The organism is Paenibacillus sp. LHD-117 (assembly GCF_030929555.1).
Lineage (GTDB): Bacteria > Bacillota > Bacilli > Paenibacillales > Paenibacillaceae > Pristimantibacillus.
Genome location: NZ_JAVFVT010000003.1, coordinates 140,206 through 166,263, shown reverse-complemented (window position 1 = coordinate 166,263; position 26,058 = coordinate 140,206). Strand labels below are relative to the sequence as shown.

The window sequence follows — 26,058 nt, the reverse complement described above, 5'->3', positions numbered from 1 at the left end:
CATAAATTTCTTGGATTTTTAGAAGTTCTTATAAGATCTTAAGGGCGGTTGTAAGCCTTTCACCCTAGAGATGACGCCCATGCTGGGCGTTCAACAAAAAAAACCACTTCGTCCGAAATGGTTTTTTGTCGCTATAAGAGAACACTTCAACGCACAGATCGATGACGGAGGCAGGATATCAATATTGCAAGACTCGCAGACAGGAAGACGATTTGCATCAAGGTGCGGGGAATCAATGCATCCTCCGGACTTCCGATGAGCTCTTCCCGCATCCATATGAAGTGAACCGAGCCAGTCAACATAAACATGGCAGCCAGCCCGCCTCGCAGCGCAACGGGCCATGAGCGTAAATGTCTTACCCCCGCAGCTCCTGCACCGAGAATGGCAAGCGTGACGACAACAAGTACAATAAGGGGTTCCATAGAATTACCTCCGTCATGATTGGTTATCAATGTGTATAGATACTAAACACATTGCATAAAAAAATATGAAGATGCATCACCATTGGTGCAATTGTTCTTCTATCTTTATTAAAAAATCTTTGGTGAATCTCACCTTATCGTGAGGAGCATCACTTAATATTTCTACAACCATTTTTTTGAAATTGTCTTGGTATTCCAAATGACGGGCATAAGCAATTTCACCTTTAGCGGTTACCTTCAGAATTAACCTTGATTGATTGCGATCATCCTTTTCTTTGGTGACTAACCCTTTCTGTTCGAGCTTTTTTAGAACTTGAGACACCGCGCCTTTGGTTACTCCACAACGTTCTGCCAGTGCTGTAATATGGATGCCTTCATGTTCTCTTATTTCGTTAAGGGTATGAATCTCGGAATGAAACAGCGGCTCGCCGACTCCATAATCCTTATTTTTCCTGTCCAGTTTTGAGTACGTTTTAAAAACATCCAAAAGGGCATTGCTAATTCTCTCTTTTGAAAGCTCATCATTATTCATCATACAAAGAAGTGTAAAGCACCTATACACTGTTGTCAAATGAAGATAACAATATGCTGTTTTAATCTTTCGGTTGGACTTTTTGGTTATTCTTAGAATTGCCTGCATATTCAAAAAGCGGTTCACTAAGTTTGAATTCAAAGGTTTCTCTGTCAACTATGCCAACTGTCATGTTGCTATCGTAAAGCTGCAAGAGAAAATTGGCCATTTCATCGCTTGTATGATAGGAAGTAAAAATTTTGTCATAGTCATACTCGCTCGTATGGTTTGCGACTTTTCCAAATTCGGTTTTGGTTGCCGCCGGCGCCAAAACTTTAGCTTGTAATTTGGCATTGGCGGCTTTCAGTTCATGGGTCAACCCCTCGGTAAACGCACTGACAAAAAACTTGGAAGCACAGTAGGTAACGGCCGTTGGCACGATTGTGTATCCGCCAGCTGAAGAGATATTGATTAATTGTGTACCATCCACGTCTCTATAATCACGCACATACAAGAACGAAAATATAGTGAGGGCTTCCACGTTCAGGCGCAGCAATGTTTCAATCTTTTCCAAATCTTGACCAGAAACAGTGTCATAACTACCGAAACCTGCATTATTAATCCATGTTTCGATTTGATATTGATCTAACTCTCGATAAAGTTGATGGGCGTTTTGAATGACGGATACATCAACTGCTTTTACCACAATATCCAGCTCAGGGTTATCCTGCAAGATTTCTCTTTTCAGTTCATTCAGATTGTTTTCGCGACGGGCAACAAGTACGATATTTTTCTTGCGTTTTGCGAAAGCTTTAGCTGTCGCGTAACCTATACCGGAGCTTGCTCCTGTAATAACTGTATATTTCCTCTGATTATCCATTCTAATCTTCCCCTTTACATTGGCATACTGACCTCTAATATGGATCAGCTTAGGCATCCTTATTATGCAATAGATGAAAAGGCGATCGGTATCCCATTCTTCTCAAATGATTGCCTAATACTCGCACAGTCATTTACGTTACGTACGAATATAAATTATGATGGAACTATCAAGGATGAAGGAACAAGGAGGATCTTATGTCTGAACGAATAGATAAACAGCAGGAGGAGCTTGCCAAACTCATTGAGCGATATTCAAGCCGGGACGGTGTTCACGCGACTGCAATTCCGTCATTATTTTTCACACGTCGATCTGATGTTACTGGATCAAATTTTGGAGTTTACATTCCTTCCTTTTGCATGGTCGTTCAGGGCTTGAAGGAGGTATTGCTGGGACAGGAGCGCTTTAGATACGGTCCTGCCGATTACCTTGTTGCATCCGTTGACTTGCCGGTTACCGGCCAAGTCATGGAAGCCTCTTCCCAAGTTCCGTATTTGTCTCTCAAGCTTGAATTTACCCCGAGTCAAATCCTAGAGATTTTAAGCGATTCTGAAATACGAGTTGGCCCGAAAGAAAACACTAAGCGAGGTATGTTTGTCAGCCGGATGGAATTATCTTTGTTGGATGCTGTAATCAGGTTAACTCGTTTGCTAGATCATCCTAAAGATATCCCGGTACTTGCTCCTCTGTTCACGAAGGAAATTCTCTATAGGGTTCTGGAAGGGCAGCATGGGGTTGCACTGGAGCAAATTGTACTAGATGGAAACAGCGCCAAACAAATCAAAGACGTTATCAAACATATCATGAATAACTATGATAGTTCTTTTCGGATTGAGGAGCTTGCGGAATTAGCGAATATGAGTGTTTCTTCGCTACACAGGCATTTTAAAGAGGTAACCGCTATGAGCCCTATTCAGTACCAAAAACAACTGAGACTGCAGGAAGCGCGGCGCCTGTTATTATCCGAGTCAACAGATGCCGCGGATGTCGCATATCGGGTAGGCTATGAAAGTTCGTCGCAATTCAGCCGCGAATATTCCCGAATGTTTGGTTTTTCACCAATTCAAGATATTAAGCGCCTGAGGGTAATAAACGCATGAAATCCTCTGATCTAATCGGACGGGCGTAGGATGGTTGGGGACGAAGTTCGTCCCCAATGGAAGATACTCCCTTACTCCTGTTCCCGGATACGATACATGAGACTATCCAAATCGCCGCGCAACGGCAGCTCGATCCCAATGTTCATCATTGCTTTGCCTGTCCACGCCCCTGGAAGCTGCTCGATTGCATACATCTTGTCCGGTTGAAGCCCCCGCAGGCGGAGACGAGGCAGCGGCTCGCCCAGCCGCTGCGAATGAAGGAAGGCGAATACCACGGTCTCTGACGCCTCTTTGTTCACATACTGTACGGCTGCGACTCCTTGCTTCTTCAGCGTATCTAGACGGTATTGATGACCGTATTGCACCAGGGGACGGATCTCCTTGTATTGCCTCACGTAACCCGCCGACTCATCAATAAGCTCGTCGCTCCATTCGTTCAAGTTCGAACCAATCCCGAGCGTCCCCATCATTGCGCTATGGAACCGGTATTGCAGCGAGGTTGTGCGCTTGTTCATCCCGCTGATGGCTTCCGTTACCCAACAGGTCATTAGCTTCGGCGCATAGACATACGAGAATCCTTCCTGAATACTTAAACGATCGAATGCGTCCGTATTGTCGCTTGGCCACGTCTGATCCGCATAACGAAGAATACCGAGGTCAATTCGCGATCCACCGCCCGCGCAAGTCTCGAATGCGACATGCGGGAATCGTTCCCGAAGCTCCGCCCATATTTCATATAAGGTGTGCGCATGCCGAATCCAAACTTCCTTCTGTCGCTGCAAGGGATGATCCTTCATCCCCGGCTGCGTAATGGTCCGGTTCATATCCCATTTAATAAATGCGATGTCGTGCTTCGATAAGAGTTCGGTCATAAATTGTAGAATATAGCTCTTCACTTCCGGTTTAGTAATATTCAGCAGCAATTGATTACGCAATTCCGTCCGTCCGCGTGTAGGGAAATGGTAGACCCAGTCCGGATGCTGACGGTACAAGTCGCTGTCCGGATTTACCGATTCCGGCTCTACCCATATTCCGAATCCCATCCCAAGATTATGAACCTTCTGAATTAATTCCTCGAGGCCATTAGGGAATTTCTCCCGATTCACGAACCAGTCGCCAAGACCTGCGCGATCATGATTCCGCTCTCCAAACCAGCCATCATCGACAACGAACAGCTCTACGCCTAATCTGGCCGCCCTTTCCGCCAAGGCCATCTGATCCTGGGCATTCACATCGAAATAAGTCGCCTCCCAAGAATTGTAAAGCACCTTTCTTGGTTCTTGACTCGGAATGACATAGTCATATTGATATTGATGCAGATGACGGCTCATTTCGCCAAATCCGCCTGCTGTATAACCGCCAACAAACGTCGGGGTTTCGAAGCTTTCACCCGCTCCCAACGTCCACTCGCTATCAAAGTCGTTGATTCCGCCGGTCACCTTGACTTGATTGAACGCCGTCTTCTCCGCTGTAATTTTCCAGTTTCCGCTCCATGCGAGGGCACCGAACCATACGTCCCCGCTATCTTCGGTTGCGTATCCGTTATCGACCGCGAACCATGGATTCGCATGGCTATCTGTAAATCCTCTTCTGGATTCCAGCACTTTCTTCCCTTCGGATAATATCGTATTGCGAAGCTGGAATTCACCCGACCATTTCCCCGTCACATGCGTCAATCGGTAATCTGGCAAATAAGGAATCGACCATGATGCCGATTGCGTGTTTTCCAGGATGACGTCATGCGAGCCTGTGTTCACGATTTTCGCGGAACGTACGATTAGGTCAAGCTCGGGGATCACCGTATAAGATAAATGCGTTTCTAACGGATACGCCTCGTCTTGCAGTGTAATCACCAGCTTTTCTTGTCCGTCTTGTTCCACGATGCGATGTTCCGCAACCTTCATCGAGAGATCCCGAACGCCGTCATGCCACGACACCTTTAGAGACGGCTCGGTATAGACCAGATCGCCCCAGAAGCTATACTCTTCCAGAATTCGCTCTATCTCCATATCGAAGGAGCTATGCGACCAGGTCCGAAGCAATGGGGCGCAATCTTCCGGATCCAGGGAAGAACCCCAATATAGATGCTGGAGTCTTCCTTTCCCGTTTACTCCGAAAATATAAGAAGTTTGATTCGTTTGTATTGCGAATATGCGATGCTGCTCATTATATTGGATTGTCAATGTAGTCACCTTCTCGTTCGTATGATTTCGTTAAATATGCTTGATCAGCAGCAGTTTGGATTCGGAGGGCTTCAGCTCTACAAGATACTTGTCTGTGCCTGCCTTAATGCGCGATTCACTTCCGTTCCACAAATCTCGAGCAACCATTTCCTTTGTGGAATCGATACCCATTCGTTCAAACGATAAGCTTTTTTCGTTTCCGCGCTCCGCGTCGAAATTAAAGATCGCAACCCATGTTCCTTCTTCGTCGCGAAGCAGGAACAAGTCCTCGCCTTGATTGCCGCTGCGACCTTCCACAGGGCGGAATGTCACTCCCTTGCGCGCCAGCGACATGACCTCTGTATTCGTCATCCATTCCTTCGCGCGCCGGGCCGCTTCCTCCATCCGGTAATCGTCGCCAAGAAGCAGCGAGGTGCCGGCAATGACAGCGCTGTTCAAGCGGCTTCTGCCTTCCGCTTCGCTGACCGAACGTTGATTGCAGCTTTTATACAAAACAACATGGTCGGGATCATTAAATCGGTACAGGCTGTCATTCACCCACCAGCCGTACGCGAGCGCATTCAGCATATACTCTGTATCGTTGATTGTACCGAATGCGTCACAGGATACTCGGCGGCTATGCGCATATCCGTGCGGAAACAAGGGGGCAATGGACAAATTAATGAGAAATGGCCGACCAATCTCCTTCGGATCCAATACTTGACAAATAAACGACATCCCTTTGTTATACGCCTGGATACCCGTCCGCACGCTGGAATCGTGGAACACGCCTTCCATCGCGCCATGCGTCATGAAATCCAGCTTCACATACTCAAAGCCCATTTCAACGAAGCTCTCCAGCTTTTGCTTTATTCTCTCCAACGCCGCCGGATGGGTCGGATCAATCGCATACGCACCGTCCAGCTTCGGCAACGGATTTCCGGCATGATCCTTAATCAATATATCTCGGTATAATACAGCGCCGTCCGTTCCTTCGACAGGCGTGTTCGGATCACTTCCCCAGAATGCGAACGGCGTATAATAAATACCCGGCTTCTGTCCGTTTGCCGTAATCCTGCTTACCGCTTCGCGAAGCTCATCCGCAGTCAAATTGTCCCAGAAGGAATCAAAATTGACGTATAAGCTTCCATCGGTATCCGAGAAACCATTGGTCTGCAGTTCCTTACGGAAAAAATCAGATGTATGCGTGTAAATGTCCAAATCGATCTTATTCATCACGGCAGACCAGCTATTCCAGCCCATAGGCACGCCGCCTTGCCATGGAAGCGCGGGAGTCAATACCGCGTTAGCTTTGCCATAGGCTTCAAGTCCATCACGAAAGTCCGAAAATGCTCCCACGAAAATCCTCGGTGAAACGATGCTTTTGCCTCGAACAGAACCATGCGGAATCGTGTCCCGCGTCTGCAGATCAGCCGCTCCTCCAAATACGCGGAGCCTGCCGACCGAGCCCCCGAATGTCCCTTCAACGCATAAGCCCGTTTTCCACGTATCATGCGTCACAGATCCGAGAACGAATCCGTTTCTGCGTCCGGAATGGAAGATAGACGTCACCTCGTAGCTTTGCAAGCTGCAAGGTATTGGCTGGGAAGCGAATCGAACCCATTTATCGTTATCGAAAGGAACGAACAACGCTCTTATCTCGCCAGCGGATTCGGAAATATCTCCAAATTCCAGTACATTTCCATCATTTAAATGAGAGGCTAACGGCGTTATTTCGTTCGTCTCCCATTCGTATTCGGATTCCACTTCCAACTCGGCGAACAGATACGGAAGCTGTTCGTACATGCGAATATGCTGACGCATCGTCGGCTTATCCCGCTCTTCATGCTCAAATGTCCAACGAATGCCCCGTCCAAATCCGTCTTCAATCGGCTGTACCGATGCTTCAAGGACAGCGTGCTTGCTGTAATAGGTTGAACGTAATTGTTCAAGCCCGGATCGCGCTTCCGCATATAATCCGACCATCGCCTCGCCGCCGCTCCAACGGAACGCGAGCGTCCCGTCGCTCAAATTCGCCTCAGCGCGAACGAAGCCATTATCGACGATGAATTCACTCATCGATTGTTCCAGTTTCATTTCCCCATATTTCAATTCCCCAACATTCGCCATTATCCGTTCTCCTATCCTTCATTTTTTGTTTAACCTACAATACCGCTCCGCTCCATACTCTCCACGAAATGCCGCTGCACAAACAAATACATAACGATAAGCGGTAGAATCGCAAGCAGAACACTCGTATTTTGAATCAATGACAGATAGAGCGGGTCCGCTGTCGCCCCTCCAGACTGTATTCCGATATAATTGAGAATTTGTGCCCCGGCAGACGCCATCATCGATGACATAACGCTAGGATCCGTGAGGAACAGACTCGTAAAGAAGGAATCATTCCACTGCCATACGAAGGAGAACAGCATGACCGATACGAGCGCAGGAACCGCGTTCGGGACGATGATTCGAATAAAGGTCGTGAATGTGCCTGCGCCGTCCACAAAGGCCGCCTCTTCCATTTCCCTTGGAATCCCTCTAAAAAACTGCCGGAAAATAAAGACGAACAACCCCGTTTTGAGCCCCATGCCAAGAACGGACGAAATGAGAAACGGCCAATACGTATTAATCAAATTCCACGATTGTCCGCTCATTAATGAAATCAATCCTAGAACATCGAAGTTCTTATATTGCAAGTAGGTCGGAATCATAATCGTCTGCGGCGGAACTACTATCGTAAAAATAACGAATGCGAACAATATGCCGCTGCCTCGAAACTTGATTCGCGAAAACCCGTATCCGGCGAGCATGCATGAGAATGTCTGAAGGAGCATCACTCCGCCGGACAGCAAAATAGTGCTAATCAATACCTCGGTATAATTCAAAGCGCTGAATACAAGCTTAAAGTTATCCAAAGTAAAATGCTTCGGAATCCATAACACGGTAGAATCATACATATCGATTTGGTCCTTGAACGCGATCGACACCTTGGTCATGATGGGATACAAAATGACGAACGAGATGCCGCAGATCAATACGGTTCGAATGATGATCCAGACCCAATTCTTTATTTTTTGTTCCCAGAAATGCATGGTCGCTAATCTTTCCATTAGCGTCTTCATTCTTCTGCCTCCTTCTGCCGTTTAGTCGTAATAAAACACTTTCTTGCTAATGAGTATGGTAATGATCCATAGAATTAACGAGATTATAATAAAGTAAATCCAGGCCATCGCGGAGCTAAGTCCAAAATCGAAGGTTCTGAAAGCCGTCTCATGAATTTGTCTGCTCGTCTGGCTGGTGGTCAGATTGTCTACGATGGAATAAATCACATTCGTCAGAATTAACGGGCTAATCATCGGAAATGTAATCTTCCAGAAGGATTCGTAGGGCGTTGCTCCTTCAATCTTCGCCGCTTCATACAAGGAGCCCGAAATCGATTGCAGTCCCGCCATAAAGATCAACATTTGCACGCCGGATGATGTAATAATTTGATAGATTCGGTTGACGGCATTGACCAAATAGCCGACGACTTTTCTGTCTACCCCCGATTCAATTAACATTTTTGCCAAATCCAAATTTTTGAATAACGTAAATTCGCCGCTCGACTGCTGGCTTGCTCCCCGCATAATCGCCTGCATATAATCTCCGCCTTCTATGGAAGCAAGCACACCTGAGGCCAGAATAACCGGCAGGAAGAATATGGCTCTAGCAAGCGCTCTGCCTTTGAACCGCTGGTTCAGCAGAACGGCTGCGAGTAAGCTGAATATGACGATGAGCGGCACATTAATGAACATATTCATCAGCGATTCCGTTAACACTCTGACGTAGGATTCGTGCTCCAACAGAGCGTTCTTATAATTGCTTAAAGCCGAATACGTAACCGAAAAGCCAATTTCGTTAATTTCCAGCTTACTGAAGCTATAACGAAGCGAATGAATGAGCGGGAGAAAGAAAAGAAATAGAAAGCCGATCAGCCACGGCAGGATGAACCATAGTCCCCCATACTTTTGCTTTTGATACAAGGTCAGTTTCAACTTGGGCGCTCTCACGGCTGGTCACCTCGCATTAAGTATCCCATCGCTTCAATCAGATCTCCATCCGCGGTTACGCTGTAATCGTTATAATTGACAATCACTTTGCTTCCACCTTCATAGGTTGTTGCATATACGCCTTTTTCCAGCTTGGCGTGGTCGATGATCGTTTTGTTTCTTAGTTTGCGAAGCACGGCATTGACTTCCTTATAGGCAGACCCGGCTTCGTCGATCCAGTCCGCATAGTTTGCGGCATACAAGTCGTTATACTCAGTCTCCTTCACTGCCGACGACTTCGCGTAAAACCACGTATAATTCAAATTCGAGCCAGTCTCCAGCGCCTTCAGAATATGAGATTGCACGTCCTGATCGTCTTCCATATTGAGCGCGGAACCCGCATAGTCGATATAACCGTGCAGCACGATTTCATAGAAGGGAACCGCTTCGTCCGTCAAATTATAAGCGCTGTTCGAAAGCGGCGCATTAACAACACTGTCGGCATAAGGCAGCGAATACGCATTGCCGCCATTAATCATCAGACCGCTCACCGATTGATCGATTTTCGACAGCTGATTTTGGGCAAGCCGCTTCGCTTCTTCTCTTGTGATCATCACTTTCTCGTTATAGTCGGAATGAAGCTCATTCCCTAAATCTCTTAAAGATAGCCGAGTACTATCATACTTCTTATAGTCTTGCAGGAAACGGTCGACTACGCCGGACAGCTTCGACGGGGATAGTACATAATCAGGCGCTACGCTCTTATCTTCCATATAATTAGCAGCGTAATACGGATAAATCTGAGCCACCTTTCCAGTCATATACCGCGCCCCGTCTTTCTTCGGACGGAATCCCCAACTGTCGCGATACACTTGCATGAAGCCGGCGTCCGGGTAAACATCGATCCCATGATCGGCAGCGTAATCCAGCAGCCTTTCAAAATCTTTCCGACCGCCGAGCTTGCCATCCACCGAAGTCGATCTTGGAATCGTATGGTCGACCCCTCCGTTAAACCAACCGGTATACCGCAAGTGAATACGATTAACGCCCTTATCCTTTAATTGTTGAAGGATTGCTTGCGCATCGTCGAAGGTCGTCAGCGCTTCATACGATTCGTAAGGAATCCCAAGAAAAAACTTTTTCTTCGTAATTCCGCCGATGAGCTCCAGATTGAAAGGCGTTTCTTCCTCTTCCTGCAGTTTTGTCAGCTTGTACTTCTCCGCCAAATAGTTCCGGTAATAGGCTGCCATACCGGTATAGGTCGCATCGTCTCCCAACAAAAACCCGTAGCGGATCGTAATATCGCCTTGATAAGCCTGCTTCTGAAATCTAGACACAGTCTGGGAATTCCAATTCCCTGACAGCGTAAGCTGCTCGCTGGCGCTTAACTCGTAGCTGCTGAACACATAATTATAAGAGTTTGTTCTGCCGCTAATATCCGCTTCAATATTTCCGATGGCGTCCCCGTTCTCGATAATCGCTACGAAGCCTTCGTTTTCTTGCTTCATCCCGAATACGGGCAGTCTTGCTACACGGTTCTGAAGCGGATTCGAAAGCGCAATTCGACTCGAATCCTTTCCATAGAGCGCGGTCATATATGGAGCCGCATCAAGCTTGCCGCTATTCAACTGAATGAGCGAGCCCGAGCCGTCCGGGACGAACATATAGCCGCCGCGATCCGCGCCTGCCGCTCCAAAGAAAGGAAGAACGGCGAGCTTCTGCAGATGAAAGAGATCGGAGTCGATTTGCTCCGTCGAAACGTTCACAACCAATTGATCCTTCTCCAGGCGGTACGTTATTGGAAGAACAAATTCCGCTTGTTCACTTAGCTTCCCACCCGAATAGGCCTCCCGGTCAATATTTCTCTCCTTCTCGTCGTAACCGATCTCGGCGAACAATTCTAACACTCGGGACAATCCGATCCCTTTGAACGCAGCGTCTCGCCGCTCGTATACCTTCTTCTCCTCGTCGTACTTAAACCGTTTTTCCAGATCCTTGCGTTTACGCTCATCCTCGATTTTATCGAGGATGAGCGTCTGGAACCGCTCTTCGCTTATAAATTGAGGAATCTCGTCGAGCCCTTTCGTTTTCTCGCCGATGGTATAAGTAATTTGAATCCCGTCATTCAGCTCTTTAATTTCATACTGTTTGTTCTTAATGCTCTGATTGAAATTATCATATTGCTGCGGCTTTCCCGACGAATCGGAATATTGGATCAGCAATTGACTGCCCAAGATCGATTTGTTGTAACCGGACGCCTTGGCATCCTGCTCGCGGTTTATCGGATTCGAATACCAGGTTGTGCCCAGCTTCTTATTCTTGACGGCAACTTCGGTCGTCTCCTCGTTGAAATATAAAGCTAACGATTCATTCTCCGCCGCCACCTTCATTGCTGCGAGATCTGAAGCTGCCGGCCGGGCGATTGTCGTCTTCTCCGCTGCCGTCTCGACTTGTCCCGCCTTCGTATCCGCCGACTCAACAACAGTTCCGGAAGTCATAACCAGACTTAACAATAGGGCGGAGATCACGCCCCATGTATATCTTTTTTTCAACCGGATGACCCCCTTTCCTACATACGTAATGAAAGCTCGGTATACACAGAGAGTGCGAATCCGAGCATTTGCTGCATGAGACTAAAGAACAACAGCCCCAAAAACATAATAATGCCCATAACCAGCAGAGTAAGCGCCATCGTTACAATCGTCTTTAGCACGGTATATTGATGAACGGTCATCGTGCCGATAAATAAAAGCCATATAAACCATATAAAAGCGAAAGACTCCAGAAAATAATAAAATGCGGACTCCTGAAGCGTTATCATATTACTCAGAATCGTACTGATCAGATGAACAAGCGCCAGCGGCAGAAGAGCATATCCGGTCACCGTTATAATCTCCCGAAATTTCCCTTCGCCGTCCATTAGCGTTGTCAATGACCAATTCGACACGCACCATAAAATAAATGGAAGCACAATATACTTCAATTCATTCACACTGTTCAGATCGGCCGGATTGTTAAAGTTAACGACGAATCCTGAAAACTGACGCTGCAAAATCGTTGCAATCGTCAGCAGGAGCAAGATCGCCAGCGAAATGCGAACCTTGCCTTTATTGTCATATTTGATGTCCCAAAATCCATTGAACGGATGAAGCAACACATAAAATGAATATTTGACGAGTTCAGGATACATCTACTTCCACCCTCTTTTTTAACCGTCTCTTCAACTTGCTCCCTACTAAACATGCCGCGGCCAGAACAACCAAACTAGTCATAATCAAACCGAAATTTCCGCGCAGCATATCCTTTCGATATTTCCCAAAGGCCTTCGAATAGTACTCCCTGTCATAACCCAGCTTGAGGTATTCCATCGCTTCATCATACTTTCCCTGTCTTAACAGCGCTTTGCCGATCCCGACATACGCGATATCATTGTTCGCATCCAGCTTAAGCAAATCCCGCCACACGCTCACAGCCTCTTCACTCTTGCCAGTGGTGTATAAGACATTCGCTTCATTCGTCATCGTGCCAAAGCGGGTGGGGCTAAATATGGTAATCCGATTCATATTCTGATCCAGTACCAGAATATCGTCTCCGATTCTTTCAATGGCTACCGGATTCGCGAAAGTCCCCTCTTGATGTCCAAGCTGCCCGAAGATATACATCAGAATGCCGTCCTCATTATACGTAAATATTCTGCCGCGCTTCGAATCAAGCACGCTGTACACTCCATGATCCCAAACCGCAATATCTGTAAGCAGGGAACCTTGCACGGAGAACAAGTCTCCGCGAGGCGGAAAATATCCTTCACGGCGCAGCACATCAATCCCTGTTGAGTTCAGCTTCTTAATCGGATCCGAGGAATTGATTTCGGTATTCGTCGTATAAATAAAGCCCTCTTCATCTAAATCCAGGTTATTGAACTCCAGAGGTACGAATTGAGCCAGCTTACTCCGTTGAGCTTTGGTGGAAACACTCTTCCAGAAATAATCCCACGCGTTGAATTTCACTCGATTCGTCCCCATAAACCCGGTAAACACCCCGTCCGAATCAAACTCCATAATGCCATCGAATACGCCTTTGCCTACCACATAAATCCGGTCGGCCTGGTCGACAGCGAGCTTAATCGGCAAATATTGAAAGCCCGTTCGGATAATTTCCGATTGAGGTTCGCCTATCTCTCTTACAAATTGCCCTTCTTCCGTTAATTGAACAATCCGCTTGTTATCCGTATCTGCGATATACAGCTCGCCTTTATCCGTTACGAATATACCTTGGGGGTTGGACAAGCGATCCTGTTTCCCATTGTTCTGAAACTCCTCAATTTGCCGAACAACGTTCCATTCCCGGTCAAATACAACGATCCGACCATTGCCCGAATCCAGAACGTACATCTTGCCGTCATTGGCTACGAAAAAATCGGACGGAGCTTTAAAGCCGCCAACGCCTTGTTCCTTGCCATCGATCATCGCGCTTGGCTTGTAAGCAATCGGGGAGGGTCTCGTCTCTCCCCAATACGTCCACGTGTACCCTTCATATGGAGCCGCTTGAGCGGTGAGCGTCGACAATCCGCTTAGGATGAATAATGCCGCAATAAGCATCGCCACTTTAGATTTCACCAGTTACACCCCTCACCCTATTCCTTAATTCCGGAAGAGGCCATCGTCTGAATAATTTGGCTTTGGGTAATGACAAAAATAATTAACGGTACGATCATCAGCATAAACGCTACGGCAGCGGCAGCCCCCGCGCGAGCGATTCCCCCCTGAACAATTTGCCCCATCGCAAAGTGCATCGTTTTGAGCTCTTCACTATAGATGAAGCCGCCTCCATCCGTGCCCCACAGCATTTGGAACACCAGGATAATAAGCGTGAACCACGCCGGCTTCACTAGGGGCATAACTACGGTCCAGAAAATACGGTATTCGCTTGCGCCATCGATTTTGGCCGCTTCAATTAATGCCATAGGAATCTGCTCAATAAATTGCTTCATTAAATACAGCCCCAACGGGAACGCGAAAGCCGGTATAATAACGGCCCAATAAGTGTCAATCCACCCTAACCAGGACATCGTCATATAGTTTGGAATCGAAGTCACCTGGGCGGAAAACATCAGAGACAATACAATCAACTGGAATAAAACCTTGGATCCGCGAAAGTTATATTTGGCGAGCGGATAAGCCGCTGCCGAAGCGAGAATAACATGACCGATCGTTCCAACCAGCGTTATAAACACGGTATTAAAGATGTACCGCGAGAAAGGAACCCATGATTTCGCCATCAGGTGGAACAAATCAGGGAAATTGGATAACGTCGGGTTGCGGACAAATATTTTGGGCGGAAACAGAAACAATTCATCCAATGGCTTGAACGCATTGTTGACCAAATAAACTAAAGGAATGGCCATGAATGCCCCCGCTGCCGCCAGCAGAATAAACAAGCAAATATCGACGTACCAGGAACGGTTAATTCGTCTCGGGCCTAGCAGCCGCATTGAGATTTTCATGGATGCTATTCACCTACTTTCTTAAGCATCTTCTGGATGATTAGGTTAGATCCCAGCATGATTGCGAACAGAACCGTCGCAATCGCGGACGCATACCCCATCTCGAAGCGGATTGTGCCATAATCGATCAAATGTGTGACAATGGTGTGCGCCGAATATTGAACGCTCGGAAATCCGGCCAAATTCATAGCCACGTCAGCCACGGCTAAGGAAGACGTAATTTGAATAACCGCCCCGAACATCAGTTGCGGACGCATCGAGGGCAGCGTGATAAACCATAATTCCTGCCAACGATTGCGGATGCCGTCGACAGCGCCCGCTTCATACAACGTTTTATCCGTCGATTGAAGTCCAGCGATGAAGGCAAGGAAGCTCGTTCCGAGACTTAGCCATAACTGAACGATTATGATAATCGCCAGAGTATACTTCGGGTTCTGGAACCAGAGTATGGGTTCGTTAATGATCCCGGTTTTCAACAAAAAACCGTTGATGATCCCGTATGAGTCTCCCGAGAACATGATTTGCCATATGAAATACACATTGCCGGAGATCGAAGGGGCATAAAATACAAGCGTCATCAAAGCCCGCGTTTTGGGACGCAGCTCGTTAATCAGCCAGGCAAATAAGAAGCAGGCTATATAGCTGACCGGCCCTGTAATGACGGCAAAAACGAACGTATTCTTCAATGCGATAAGGAAGATATCATCCTCAAGCAGCAAGCGTTCATAGTTCGCCCATCCCACCCACTTCGGAAACTCCAGCATATTAAAGCTCGTTAAACTAATTAGCATTGACATGGCTACCGGAAACACGGTAAAGATAAAGAAAAGCACAATATAGGGAGCGATCAGCACATAAAGATGCTTATCGCGCTTCATATCCTGAATCGCCTGCTGGAGCTTGCCAGGTCTATCCGTTTTGCGAAGCGGCTTCATATCTGCTTTTCCGGGAATTAGCTCCGATTGCTGCAAGGTGGTCACCCCTGATTCTAGTTCTGATTCATTTCATTTCTTTTGGTCGTGATTTCACGATTAATCTCCTGTACATAATCATAAAGCGCATCGCGGGTATTGGTCCCGTTGTTGACGACTTCGCGGAATGCGTTATCCAGGTTCCGGCCGGTGTAGTATCCGCCAGCCACTTCCGGAACGCCTCTCACCCATTCCCACTGCTTCTCCAAATTCAGATAGTCCTTCACCGGCCATGGAAGCTCCTTCAACGCTTCGATATTCGCGGTAGGATACCGGGCGGCAGCGCCCATCAAACCTTCCATCTCGCGTCCGAAGCGCACCTGAGTCTCCTTGCTCGTCCACCACTTCATAAATTCCCATGCCGCATCCTTATCCTTGGCTTGCTTAAGCATAACTACGGCCGTGCCTCCGCTCGCAACCTCGCGCGAGATCGTGCCATCTTCCTGCTTCGTTCCGGGAATCGGCGCAAAGTCCCACAGCCCTCTAATCTCCGGGGCGGAGACGCTGAGCGTGTTGTACAAGGTATAATCCGCAATCCCCATCGGAATCTCTCCTGTACGGAATCGGCTCGGGAAATCGAATTGCAACGGGAACTTATAGTTCGTATAGAAGTCTGTCCACTTATCAAAGGCCTGCATCGCGATTTCCGAATCTAAATGACTGGCCGCGCCCCCGTCCTTATAGAACTCTCCGCCCATTTGGTACAACAGCATTGCGAATGCCTTGCTTGGCTCCATGCCGGAGACGCCCGTCGTTTGCGCGATCGGCAGCGTAAATTGCATATGGTTTTTTTGCAAGACCGGGATGATCTTGTATACGTCTTCCCATGTCTCGGGCACTTCGATATCGAGCTGCTTCAGAATGTCTTTGCGGTAAAACAGCATTTCGAACACTTGCTGCTCCGGCAGCGCGTATACGGCATCATTAAATCGGTAAGGAACAATTGCGCTGTCGCGAAACCGCTTCGTCACGTCTTCGATATCGCTAAATTGGGACAAATCAACGATCGCATTGCGCATACCATAATTGACTGGAATGTCGTTGGCGATTTGCATCGCAACATCCGGACCTTGTCCCGCCAGCGTCGCCTGCAAGAGCACGTTGCCGCTTACCAATTTGAGATCAACATTGATGCCCGTTTCCTTCGTAAACGACTCGTCTGCCAGCGCCTTCATCACTTGCGCCTGGTCGCGTCCCGTGCCAATCCATACCGTAACCGTCCTTTGCTCTTCGTTCATATTGCCGATACTGTTATAATCCTCGAAGAACGAATGATATAAGGACTTCATCTCAAATTTTGCCTTCGTGAAGAAGGACGCGTTCGCTTTCGGCATTTTCTTCTCAGGCGATGCAACGACCAGATAATCAATTTCCAGCGGCTGCTCTCTAACCTTCTGAATCCATGCGCCCAAGCTTCCTACGTTAATTTTCAACGAATCCATCCGCTTCTGTACCGTTTCCGGCCGATCCGCCAAATCCTTCAACTGATAGGCAACCTTGTCCAAAATCGCGATCTGATCGCTGTTCTCTCCAGTGAGCTCTACCAGCCGGTCTGAAACGCCATATAATATTTCGCTTTGTTCCTTGAACACGCCCACCATATCCGGAAGCCGACCCTCTAGGTTATAATCCCGGAACGGATCGGGAACCGCGCTTGTTATCATCAATATTTTGCGGTACATCGCATTGATATCCAGAATACTCGACTGTACCTGACGAATCGATGTCGCAAGCGGACCCAGGCTAACCTCCAGCTTGAGCTCATGCTTGCCTTTGGATAAGTAATAAAGATAAGGCTCATTCCCGTCGCCAAGCGCATCCATCTTCCAATCGCTTGAATAGTAGAACGGAACATTCTTCATTTCCTGAAATGGTATCTGACCATCAATCGATAGCGTTCTTGTGGAATACACTCCGCGCAAATATTCTTGTCTGCTTTTGAGACCGATTTTGTATAGCCCGTCCTGCGGCACCTCGAAGTGCCATGTTATCGACTCTCCCGGCATTCTCCAATTGAGTCCGCCTATCGAGTTGATTTTCACTTCGGTAATGGATTGAGGCTCCGTTGTCGGACTGGAGCGGTCGGTAATGGGATATAAGGTCGGGGATGATTTATAGACAGCCGCCTCCCCTTGCACCTTAATCATTTCTCCTCCGACTTCCTTGTACCCCTTCTCCCGATATTCCCGAAGCAGTTCTTCATAAGTTGGCGGCTGATTTATTTGAGAGATTTCGATCGTATCGATAATAGCCGGCTCTCTTAGCGATACGAGAGAAATCCTGTGATGGCCCGCGGTAAAGTAAAAAGAATAAGGTTCTTCATAGTACCCGTCCGAATCTTTAAATGGAGCCTCCTGCCATCTGGCCGCTTCGACCTGGCGAGGCCTAATATCATTGCCGCGATTATCCTGCTCGATCTTCTCGTTCTCATTCACCCATGTACGCGGAAACAGCAGACTGCCGGCACCCGCAAAGGGCGTTTCTCCATCGATTAGCAACTGCCTTTCAATAGCAGACGCTTTACCCTCTGGCGTAAAAAATCGGAGCGACATATTGTATAAGCCGTCCTTCGGAATCTCTACTTCCCATTCAATGGTTCCTGTATCCTCTGTATAAACAAAACTGCCCTGTTCATCTCCAACATCCGAAACAATCTTCGGCTGCATGCGCGCTGCATGGGTAAAGGCGCTTCCCTTCACCACTATTTTCTCTTCCGGTTTATTCGCATTCTGATATTGCTGCAAATAACGGTCATAGCTATCTTCCTGAGCGCTGTCTACCCGCAATTTGTCGCGATCCGAATTTTCGGCACCCTTCTCCCCTTGGACGATATTTGTCCAACTCACGGAAGTAAAGACAAACGCGCATAGCAGCACCAACGCGACCAAGTTACGGGATCCCTTAGACAACATGTATAACATCCCCTGCCCTGCTACTTAGTTTGTTCGACGAATCAAGAGATCCCTATCCTTATCTGGAAGAATAGGGACCTCCGATCTCTTCATTGAAATTGGCCCCGCGCTACTCCTTGGCCTCTTGCTGAAACTTCTCCACTTTCGCCTGCAAGACCGGCATAATTTGCGCTACGCCTGTTGCGGCTGTTATTTTACCCGCAGCGATATCATTTGCCAGCGGATTGAAATTTTCTTCGAAATTATAGGCGTTGTAACGGCCGAACTCCATCATGGTCAGCGTCTCTAGAGCGCTATTAACAGAATCTTCGTCAAGGAAATAAGTTTCTGCCCACACGCGGTCGCTCTCCTCGACATTCCAATCCTGCAATTCCTCCCATATTTTGTATACCACTTTCGGGTTTTCTACGCCCTTAGGAATGAAACTCATATGGAACTGCGACATACCGACCTTAAAGTTATCCGCTTTCGGCCCTTTAGGGAAATGAACGAATACATATTCGTCTTTCATTTGATTTTGGAACCGCGAGCCCGCTTCCCAAATGCCGCCCGGATACATCGCTGTTTTGCCTTCTTTGAAATATTTAGCGGGATCTTCCCAATCATTTCCTTCATTCCGTTTGACCACTTTAAATTCGTTATAGAGCTTGTTCATCATATCGAGGCCTTCGATCGCATTAGGCGAATCCAACAAAAACTTGCTCTCTTTTTCGTCATAAGCCATTGTATCGTTAGAATAAATCAAGGATAGACCTAGCACATTCGGAGCGGCCGCAATGCCCCACTGATCCTGTTTCCCGTCGCCATTCGTATCAAGCGTTAATTTTTTGGCATAATCAATAAAGGTGTCCCAAGTCCATGTTCCTTGCTTCTGAACTTCGGTAGGCGATGGCAATCCCGCTTCTTCGAAAATTCGTTTATTATAGTACAACCCTGTATTGTCAAAGAGCGCCAGCGATCTATTAAAACCGTATGTTTTCGAAGTATGGTAGCTTCCCGCTTCTATAACGGCATCCGGCAGCTTGCTTTCCGCCCTGACGTCCATGAAATCATCCAGTGCCGTAAAGTATCCGCCTGCTAACAATCCCGCAATAAGATAGTCAGGCACTAACACAACGTCGGCAAAAGGTTTGCCGGCCATAACCGTTGAAGACAGCTTCTCCGCTGTTTGATGATAGTCCTGATTGACATACTTAATTTTGACATTGTACTTTTCTTCAACTTCCTTCTGGCGCTGCAATGCAGCTTCGCCCTCAGGCGTTTCCGCATTAGGGGTGCCGTCCCACCAAGCAGAGAATAAAATTTCCCTGCCTGCCAAATTGATTTTTGTCTCTTCTTCTGGAGTTTCTTCAGTCGGTTTATTTGTTTCTTCAACTGGCTGCTTGCCGTCATTGCCTTCGGCACCGCTGTTGCTTGCCGCAGGCTTCTCATTGCCGCCAGCGCACGCTGACAAAGCAAACATTAATAAAAATACCAAAGTAATGACTGTCCATTGTTTCATCTTCTTCATGGTCATACACCCCTTGTTATCCATAATAGAAAATATGTAATGCGCTTACATTTTCTAAAACACTTCATCCGACTACATGAAACTCACCTCCCCGTTATGTAGAAGCGCTTTCAAAAAGACTGGTATATTATGATCGCGCTTCCTTTTTCGAATATAATTTTCACTTAAATATTTCAGAATTGTTCTGAGATGACAAAAAATTAACTAAAACAATTAAGTGAATATTAACTGTATTATTACTTGTTTTTCATCATATCAGACTGCCTGAATATTATCAACTACTTTTCGTATGACGGCTTATTAGCTTGATCGTAGCATTCCGGTCCGGTACAAGTCTTGTATTGTTCCTACTTTTTTTGTGCTATAGTAACATTATAGTTAAGCCATTTCTATCACTTATTCAATCAACATTACGGCATCACCCCGGGCAAAATTCGCAGTCGTTGACATAACAAAAAAAGGGCTTCTCTATGAAGAGAAGCCCTTATTTTTAGTAAAAAACAACTATGTTAACTGAACTCCGCTGCTGTCGCGAACGATCAGTTTTGATGGCACCGTCACTTGTACAGGAATTTCCCTGCCGCCAATTCGATCGAGCAATAGCTTGACGGCCATTCTGCCCATCATTTCCGTCTGGACTTTTACCGTAGTAAGAGAAGGGGTTACAAAAGCGGCCATCGGAATATCATTAAAGCCCGCGACCGCCATCTGCTGTGGCACGCTAATCCCCGCCTCTTGCAATGCCCGCAGCGCGCCAATGGCCAAGGAGTCGCTGGCGAAGAAAAAGGCTGTCGGAAGATAATTCTTTTCGATAATTCGCTGCATCGTGTTGTACCCTTCGGTCGTAGTCCATTCTCCGATATAAACATGCTTGGGATCGTAGATTCCGCATTCCTTCATGATGTTCTCGTAATTAAGATGGCGTTCATCTTTCCCATCGGACTGGACGCCGCCCATAAAGCCGATTTGTTTGTGCCCCGCCTTGATCAAATGATCCAAAACAAGCTTCGTTGCTCTTTCGAAGTCAATGATAATGGAGTCAAATTTCTCAACATCCGGAGCGTAATCCACGAATACAACGTTGTCGACCTGATTAACGATAGTAGCAATATTATCAAGGGAACCGCCTATTATAATGACCCCGTCGACATCGTTTATGACTAAATCGGGATTGCCATATTGAGATAACCGCATAACTTTCGTCGTCGTGATCCCGGCGGCGATACATTCTTTTTCAATTCCTTCCCTTATCGAGCTAAAGTAAACATCCCCTTCCTCCTGCTGTTCAGTAAGAAAGATAACCGTACCGATTCTGGCGTCGCTGCTTGAAGTGATCATATGTTTCCCTTTACGTTCTCGAGGCGTTTTGTAGTTCAGCTCCTCGGCAATCGACAGAATACGCTGACGCGTATCATCGGAAACGGAGAAGGTTTGGTCTCGATTTAACACTCGAGAAACGGTAACGCTGGATACTTGTGCTTTCATTGCTATATCGCGTATGGTAGCCACATGAATTCCCCATTCATTAATTTGCTTAAATTTTCACTTAAGAACTATCTTATCAATAAGTTGATTGATTTACAATTAAGCAGACATCCCGCTCGTCCTGAAAATACGAGATTTAGAAACGAAGCCCCCAGCACCAATTCGTGCCGGAGGCTTAGATCTTTTATTGCTTCCCTCTGCCGCCGCCCGGCTTAGGGGTAATTTTATATAACACGGATTGCGCTCCGTCCAGGCTTACTGTTAACTGTCCGCTTATCTGCTTCGAAGCATCCGTCCACAGATCGGTGACTGTATAATTCGAGGCACCTGAAATGCCCGCGAGGGCCAAATCAACTGTCTTCGTTACTGCGGAATCGGTGTAATTGAACACAGCTAAATAATAGTCGCGTTTGTCCTTCAGAATGAATAGGTCGGCCGCATTCGTGCCCGTATCGCCTTCAACAGGCCGAAAGGCTTTTCCTTTAATCGCCACTTCATTCACTTTCGGATTGGTCAACAACGCTTTCATATACTCCTGGGCAGTCGGGTCATTCACATCATCGGAGTTCAGGAATACCGTCCCCGATATGACCGCGGAGTTCACCCGAGTTTGCGCCGCGGCCATCGAACCGCCTTTCGCCAGCGACATGTAATCGGGATCCGTATATGGATAAATCGTGCCGTTCTGCCACCAGCCGTACGTCAAATTGTTCAGCTGATATTCGGTTGAACTAAGATTGCCGTAGATGTCGCACGAAATCCGACGCGCATGCGCATACTGGCTTGGAAAGAGAGGAGCAATGGATTCGCTGATAAACATTTTACCGTCCAACACTTCATTAATATGCGCCATACCCTGGTTATAAGCTTGGATACCCGTCTTCACATTCGGATCGTAATGCTTTCCTTCAAATGAAGCGTGGCTCAAAAAGTCGATCTTGATGTATTCAAACCCAAGATCCAGAAAACGTTTGTAATGCTGTTCGACGTGTAGTTTAGAGCCGGGATGGGTAGGATCAATCGCATATGCGCCGTCCACCTTTGGCAAAATTTTACCGTCATAATCCCTTAGCACAATGTCGCCATACGTATATTTACCATCGGTGCCAGGAACCTCTTGATCCATATTGTCGCCCCAATAGACGAACGGTCCATCATAAATGCCTGGCTTTTGCCCATTGCTGCGTATAACCGAAACCACATCTTCCAACTCTTGCGGTGTCAGCCAATCCCAATAGGAATCCAGATTGATATAAATATTTCCTTTATTATTAAAGGATTCGTCTTGCAAATTCTCCTTGAAGAAATTGGACACATCAACCACCTTATCGTGACTCAGGGTGCCGCCATAGGCGCCCCAACTGTTCCAGCCGACCGGTACGCCTTTCGGGATATTCTTGCCGAACGGAAGCGGCGGCGCAATTGCCGCATTGGCATGTCCGAAGCCTTCCAAGCCGTCACGGTAATCGTCATAATATCCGACAAAGATTTGCGGCGACGTGACCTTCGTACCCGATATTTTTCCATGCGGAATAGTATCATGAGTCACTTTGGTCGAAGTAAAACCTCCAAATACCTTCAGCTTGTTCAAGCGGTCATTGGAACCGCTCCAGGATATACCGGTTTTCCATGTGTCATGCGTAATCGAACCGATAACCAGGCCGTTCCTGCTCTCATTATCGTAGATGGCCGACAATTCCGAGCTGACATAATTGCCCGTGTTCAAATAAGTGTTGATCGTCCGAGCTTGATATCTGGACCACATATCGTTATCGTAAGGAGCGACCAGCACCCTGTTATCCGTATAGCTGCCGATATCGACTCCGCCCTTCGCGTTGATGACGATCGGAGCCATATTGTTTGTGCTAATCTCGGCCGTACTATGTACTTCTTGACTTGTCACAAAATACGGCTGGCGATCATAAATTTGATAGACTTGCTTTATCGTCGGAAGACCGTCCTGCTTATTTTCAAAGACGACTTTAATTCCTTTCCCATGGCCGTCTTTAATCTTCGCGATGCTGCTCATCGAGAACGTATGCTCGGAGTAATCTTTACTGGATAAGGGCTGATCGAGTTCCACGGTACTGTATATACCTGTAGCGACCGTCTTCCCATTCCAACCATAAGCCGCGAGGCCGGATTCCGTATGATAGGTGACTGTGTAAGTATCGTTAGAGAGCGTTACCCCCTTCTCGTGCTCCGTTACTAAGATAGAACCGAATTTTTTCGAATCGACACGCTCACCGATATCGCCGATCTCCCCATCATTGTCGGGGATTTCACTCGAATTGTCTGAGAGAGAAATCTCGATCTTATCGATATCCGGCCCCCATCCTCCGTTATCGTCGAATTTGATTGTGTTGCTCCCAGCAGTTAGCGATACCTCCATATCGAAGCTGCCAATCGTGTCCCAATTCTCCGTTGTCGGCATAGTAAAAATTTCCGGTTCTCCACCGTTTACAGTCAACCTGATTGGATCGGTGTTTTGTGAAATATAAACAAGTTTTAAAAGATAGATGCCAGAAGTCGGTACGTTAACGTTGTTAAATTGCACCGATGATCCATTTTTCCCAAAATCGCCTATCTTTTTCCCGCCGGAACATCCGGTCTCGGGCTTGCAATCACGAACGGCCGCATTGCCCGTTAAGGTATTATCCGGTGATTCCGCCTCATATTGATAGATGCTCTCGTCTGCATCCACCGTTTGCTGTACTGCCGAAACTGCCGGTGCGCTCATAAACCATTGAGATAAGATGATCAATACCGCCACGATAATAGATAACGACCGTTCGATGCTTGCTCTGTTTAACATAAAATCCTCCTCTACGCATTGTTTATGGGATCATGAGTGCGTTTCTAACGAACTACATTTGAACTCGCCTCCTCTCCGATTACTACAAGCGCTTTCAAAAAGTTACTTCGTTAAGTGAAAATTAACTGTAATATTACTTGCTGCTCATCTTATCAAAACGATAGAAGAATATCAACTCCTTTTTTATTCTTCGTGATTATCCTTCCAGAGGAGGAAATCATGGGCAGATTAGTTCATTTCGAAATTCATGTCGATGACATGGAGCGTGCTAAGAAATTTTATGGAGAAGTATTTGGATGGACATTTGAGGATTGGAGCTATTATGCGGGGATGCCCTATTTCGGGGCTGTGACGGGCGATGCAAATGAACTTGGAATTAACGGTGCATTAATACAACGTCAAGGGGATTGCTCAGTACCAGGCCAGGCTTTGAATGGCTATGCATGTACAATGGGAGTGGGAGTCTACGATTCTACGGAACCAAAAATCTAAATCATAGCGGCAAGGTTGCAATGCCAAAGTATGCTTTGCCTGGAATGGCGTGACAAGGGTACTATATGGACACGGAAGGTATTTTTGGCATACATCAGCCAGATGAGAACGCAAAATAGAATGATTTCGAATATTTCGCATGTTCTCCCAATCATGTCCTATGAACTCAACAAGGTGATCAGGGTCAAAAACATCAAAATCCGGCATTATTCCTTCTAGTTCTTTAATGACATATGTTTCCCCTGACCCACTTGCACCTGTTACAATAAACAATGGCAACCTATTCCCCCCTTAATCCACTTGTAATTGACAATTATATTACTTCCCGAACGATATAGATAGAAGATAGTAAACAATTATAACTAACCTGCCATTAGCGTGAAAAAGACAGCCGATAGTCGGCTGCCTCGTCGTGGTCTGTATTACGCTATCGTGCCCGTTAGCTTAATCTTCTTCCGATACTACTTGAAATTTGATAAAAGCTCACCCTTGATTATTTAAAGTTGGATTTGCAACTACTTTTAATTTATTTTTTCACAGTCAGGTGAGGACTCTTATCAAGAAGAGGCTGTGCTTCTTTTAAGGCAACTTTTCGTAGTCGATGGCATACCAAAGTTTTTTTATTTGGCATTGAATGCCTTATGGCATTCGCCCTTATAAAGTTTTTTATCGGTAAATTTCCGCGCATTCTGTGCTTGTAGGTTGGTAAAAACAATGATTTTTCCAAGCACCCGCGAACGGTTGACCGTACCACATTGCGGGGCAAGCTTGAGACGTTGGCCCCCACGGGTTGAAATACCACAGCGAGTATTTTGAAGGCCATTCTCGCCAGCCTTTTATGGTCTGTTCAGCTAGCCGCCGCTCGCGTTCCCGTGGCTTCTGATAAAAATCAGGTTCTATAATGGCGTCGAACATGGCATCGCCATTCATATAATGGTAAATAACATCATTAATATTGTTGACGTTCTTGAAGTCCGAACACCTGACTACGGCCCGATTAATCACGACAGCGCCAACCGTTAACATACCCTTTTCGCCTTCCGCCTGTGCCTCGCCCCTCATAAGCCGCGCCAACAAATCAACGTCAGACGACCTATACTTAACCCTCGCACCCATGACAAAACCCCCTTTAACTGGTTAACACACTATATTCACATTTTGGCAAAATGACCCTTGGCGTGCGGGGCGGGTCACATGCATGCCAGGGTGTCAAAACTTAAAAAAGCAGCCGATCGTTTGGCCGGCTGCCGCTGTGTAATGG

17 protein-coding genes and 1 pseudogene are annotated in these 26,058 nt (G+C 46.8%); 2 read left to right on the top strand and 16 right to left on the bottom strand.

Annotated elements, in window-relative coordinates; translation table 11 throughout:
- Nucleotides 1-498: 498 nt before the first annotated feature.
- Both RB620_RS03165 and RB620_RS03160 read right to left on the bottom strand, forming a co-directional pair.
- Entirely contained in the window at nucleotides 499-957 is a 459-nt protein-coding gene (locus RB620_RS03165; RefSeq protein WP_308092066.1) for a MarR family winged helix-turn-helix transcriptional regulator, read from the bottom strand.
- Nucleotides 958-1,015: 58 nt separating this feature from the next.
- On the bottom strand, nucleotides 1,016-1,813 hold the full coding sequence (locus tag RB620_RS03160) for an SDR family NAD(P)-dependent oxidoreductase (RefSeq protein ID WP_308092065.1): 798 nt from the start codon (nucleotides 1,811-1,813) through the stop codon (nucleotides 1,016-1,018).
- A gap of 197 nt (nucleotides 1,814-2,010) precedes the next feature.
- Here RB620_RS03160 and RB620_RS03155 point away from each other — a divergent pair, with 197 nt between their 5' ends.
- Entirely contained in the window at nucleotides 2,011-2,913 is a 903-nt protein-coding gene (locus RB620_RS03155) for an AraC family transcriptional regulator (RefSeq protein WP_308092064.1), read from the top strand.
- A gap of 71 nt (nucleotides 2,914-2,984) precedes the next feature.
- Here RB620_RS03155 and RB620_RS03150 read toward each other — a convergent pair whose 3' ends face one another.
- The 13 genes from RB620_RS03150 to RB620_RS03090 all read right to left on the bottom strand — a co-directional run bounded on the left by RB620_RS03150 (nucleotide 2,985) and on the right by RB620_RS03090 (nucleotide 24,305).
- Nucleotides 2,985-5,096, bottom strand: coding sequence for an alpha-galactosidase (locus RB620_RS03150; protein WP_308092063.1), 2,112 nt, complete (start codon nucleotides 5,094-5,096; stop codon nucleotides 2,985-2,987).
- A gap of 30 nt (nucleotides 5,097-5,126) precedes the next feature.
- Entirely contained in the window at nucleotides 5,127-7,205 is a 2,079-nt protein-coding gene (locus RB620_RS03145; protein WP_308092062.1) for an alpha-galactosidase, read from the bottom strand.
- Between the two features lie 29 nt (nucleotides 7,206-7,234).
- Nucleotides 7,235-8,203, bottom strand: a complete 969-nt coding sequence (locus RB620_RS03140; protein WP_308092061.1) for a carbohydrate ABC transporter permease — start codon at nucleotides 8,201-8,203, stop codon at nucleotides 7,235-7,237.
- 21 nt (nucleotides 8,204-8,224) lie between these two features.
- Nucleotides 8,225-9,130 carry a carbohydrate ABC transporter permease gene (locus RB620_RS03135; RefSeq protein ID WP_308092060.1) on the bottom strand — a complete coding sequence of 302 codons (906 nt, stop codon included), beginning with the start codon at nucleotides 9,128-9,130 and terminating at the stop codon, nucleotides 8,225-8,227.
- The gene (locus tag RB620_RS03130; protein WP_308092059.1) at nucleotides 9,127-11,661 is read right to left on the bottom strand and encodes a DUF5696 domain-containing protein; all 2,535 of its coding nucleotides are present in this window, start codon (nucleotides 11,659-11,661) and stop codon (nucleotides 9,127-9,129) included. Before RB620_RS03130 ends, RB620_RS03135 begins: the two co-directional genes overlap by 4 nt.
- 17 nt (nucleotides 11,662-11,678) lie before the next feature.
- Nucleotides 11,679-12,299, bottom strand: coding sequence for a Yip1 family protein (locus RB620_RS03125; protein WP_308092057.1), 621 nt, complete (start codon nucleotides 12,297-12,299; stop codon nucleotides 11,679-11,681).
- Nucleotides 12,289-13,725: a tetratricopeptide repeat protein gene (locus RB620_RS03120; protein WP_308092056.1), complete on the bottom strand. Its 1,437-nt coding sequence runs from the start codon at nucleotides 13,723-13,725 to the stop codon at nucleotides 12,289-12,291. The genes RB620_RS03125 and RB620_RS03120 overlap by 11 nt, the downstream gene beginning before the upstream one ends.
- Nucleotides 13,726-13,742: 17 nt before the next feature.
- A complete protein-coding gene (locus tag RB620_RS03115) occupies nucleotides 13,743-14,612 on the bottom strand; it encodes a carbohydrate ABC transporter permease (protein WP_308092055.1) in 870 nt (289 codons plus the stop codon).
- 5 nt (nucleotides 14,613-14,617) lie between these two features.
- Nucleotides 14,618-15,547 (bottom strand): carbohydrate ABC transporter permease, encoded by a 930-nt coding sequence (locus RB620_RS03110; RefSeq protein ID WP_308092157.1) that lies wholly within the window; start codon nucleotides 15,545-15,547, stop codon nucleotides 14,618-14,620.
- Between the two features lie 53 nt (nucleotides 15,548-15,600).
- A complete protein-coding gene (locus RB620_RS03105; protein WP_308092054.1) occupies nucleotides 15,601-18,495 on the bottom strand; it encodes an extracellular solute-binding protein in 2,895 nt (964 codons plus the stop codon).
- Between the two features lie 109 nt (nucleotides 18,496-18,604).
- Entirely contained in the window at nucleotides 18,605-20,005 is a 1,401-nt protein-coding gene (locus tag RB620_RS03100) for an extracellular solute-binding protein (RefSeq protein WP_308092052.1), read from the bottom strand.
- Between the two features lie 504 nt (nucleotides 20,006-20,509).
- A complete protein-coding gene (locus RB620_RS03095; protein ID WP_308092051.1) occupies nucleotides 20,510-21,514 on the bottom strand; it encodes a LacI family DNA-binding transcriptional regulator in 1,005 nt (334 codons plus the stop codon).
- Between the two features lie 160 nt (nucleotides 21,515-21,674).
- Nucleotides 21,675-24,305: a CBM35 domain-containing protein gene (locus RB620_RS03090; protein ID WP_308092050.1), complete on the bottom strand. Its 2,631-nt coding sequence runs from the start codon at nucleotides 24,303-24,305 to the stop codon at nucleotides 21,675-21,677.
- Nucleotides 24,306-24,524: 219 nt separating this feature from the next.
- Here RB620_RS03090 and RB620_RS03085 point away from each other — a divergent pair.
- Nucleotides 24,525-24,916 (top strand): annotated as a pseudogene (locus tag RB620_RS03085) (VOC family protein).
- Nucleotides 24,917-25,463: 547 nt separating this feature from the next.
- Here RB620_RS03085 and RB620_RS03080 read toward each other — a convergent pair.
- Nucleotides 25,464-25,913 carry a cell wall hydrolase gene (locus tag RB620_RS03080; protein ID WP_308092049.1) on the bottom strand — a complete coding sequence of 150 codons (450 nt, stop codon included), beginning with the start codon at nucleotides 25,911-25,913 and terminating at the stop codon, nucleotides 25,464-25,466.
- Nucleotides 25,914-26,058 lie beyond the last annotated feature (145 nt).

What these genes read in the sequence shown, in the direction of transcription:
- RB620_RS03115 (WP_308092055.1), bottom strand. Translation starts at nt 14,612, where the DNA reads ATGAAAATCTCAATGCGGCTGCTAGGCCCGAGACGAATTAACCGTTCC.
- RB620_RS03080 (WP_308092049.1), bottom strand. Translation starts at nt 25,913, where the DNA reads ATGGGTGCGAGGGTTAAGTATAGGTCGTCTGACGTTGATTTGTTGGCG.
- RB620_RS03110 (WP_308092157.1), bottom strand. Translation starts at nt 15,547, where the DNA reads ATGAAGCCGCTTCGCAAAACGGATAGACCTGGCAAGCTCCAGCAGGCG.
- RB620_RS03125 (WP_308092057.1), bottom strand. Translation starts at nt 12,299, where the DNA reads ATGTATCCTGAACTCGTCAAATATTCATTTTATGTGTTGCTTCATCCG.
- RB620_RS03145 (WP_308092062.1), bottom strand. Translation starts at nt 7,205, where the DNA reads ATGGCGAATGTTGGGGAATTGAAATATGGGGAAATGAAACTGGAACAA.
- RB620_RS03090 (WP_308092050.1), bottom strand. Translation starts at nt 24,305, where the DNA reads ATGTTAAACAGAGCAAGCATCGAACGGTCGTTATCTATTATCGTGGCG.
- RB620_RS03165 (WP_308092066.1), bottom strand. Translation starts at nt 957, where the DNA reads ATGATGAATAATGATGAGCTTTCAAAAGAGAGAATTAGCAATGCCCTT.
- RB620_RS03140 (WP_308092061.1), bottom strand. Translation starts at nt 8,203, where the DNA reads ATGAAGACGCTAATGGAAAGATTAGCGACCATGCATTTCTGGGAACAA.
- RB620_RS03160 (WP_308092065.1), bottom strand. Translation starts at nt 1,813, where the DNA reads ATGGATAATCAGAGGAAATATACAGTTATTACAGGAGCAAGCTCCGGT.
- RB620_RS03155 (WP_308092064.1), top strand. Translation starts at nt 2,011, where the DNA reads ATGTCTGAACGAATAGATAAACAGCAGGAGGAGCTTGCCAAACTCATT.
- RB620_RS03100 (WP_308092052.1), bottom strand. Translation starts at nt 20,005, where the DNA reads ATGAAGAAGATGAAACAATGGACAGTCATTACTTTGGTATTTTTATTA.
- RB620_RS03105 (WP_308092054.1), bottom strand. Translation starts at nt 18,495, where the DNA reads ATGTTGTCTAAGGGATCCCGTAACTTGGTCGCGTTGGTGCTGCTATGC.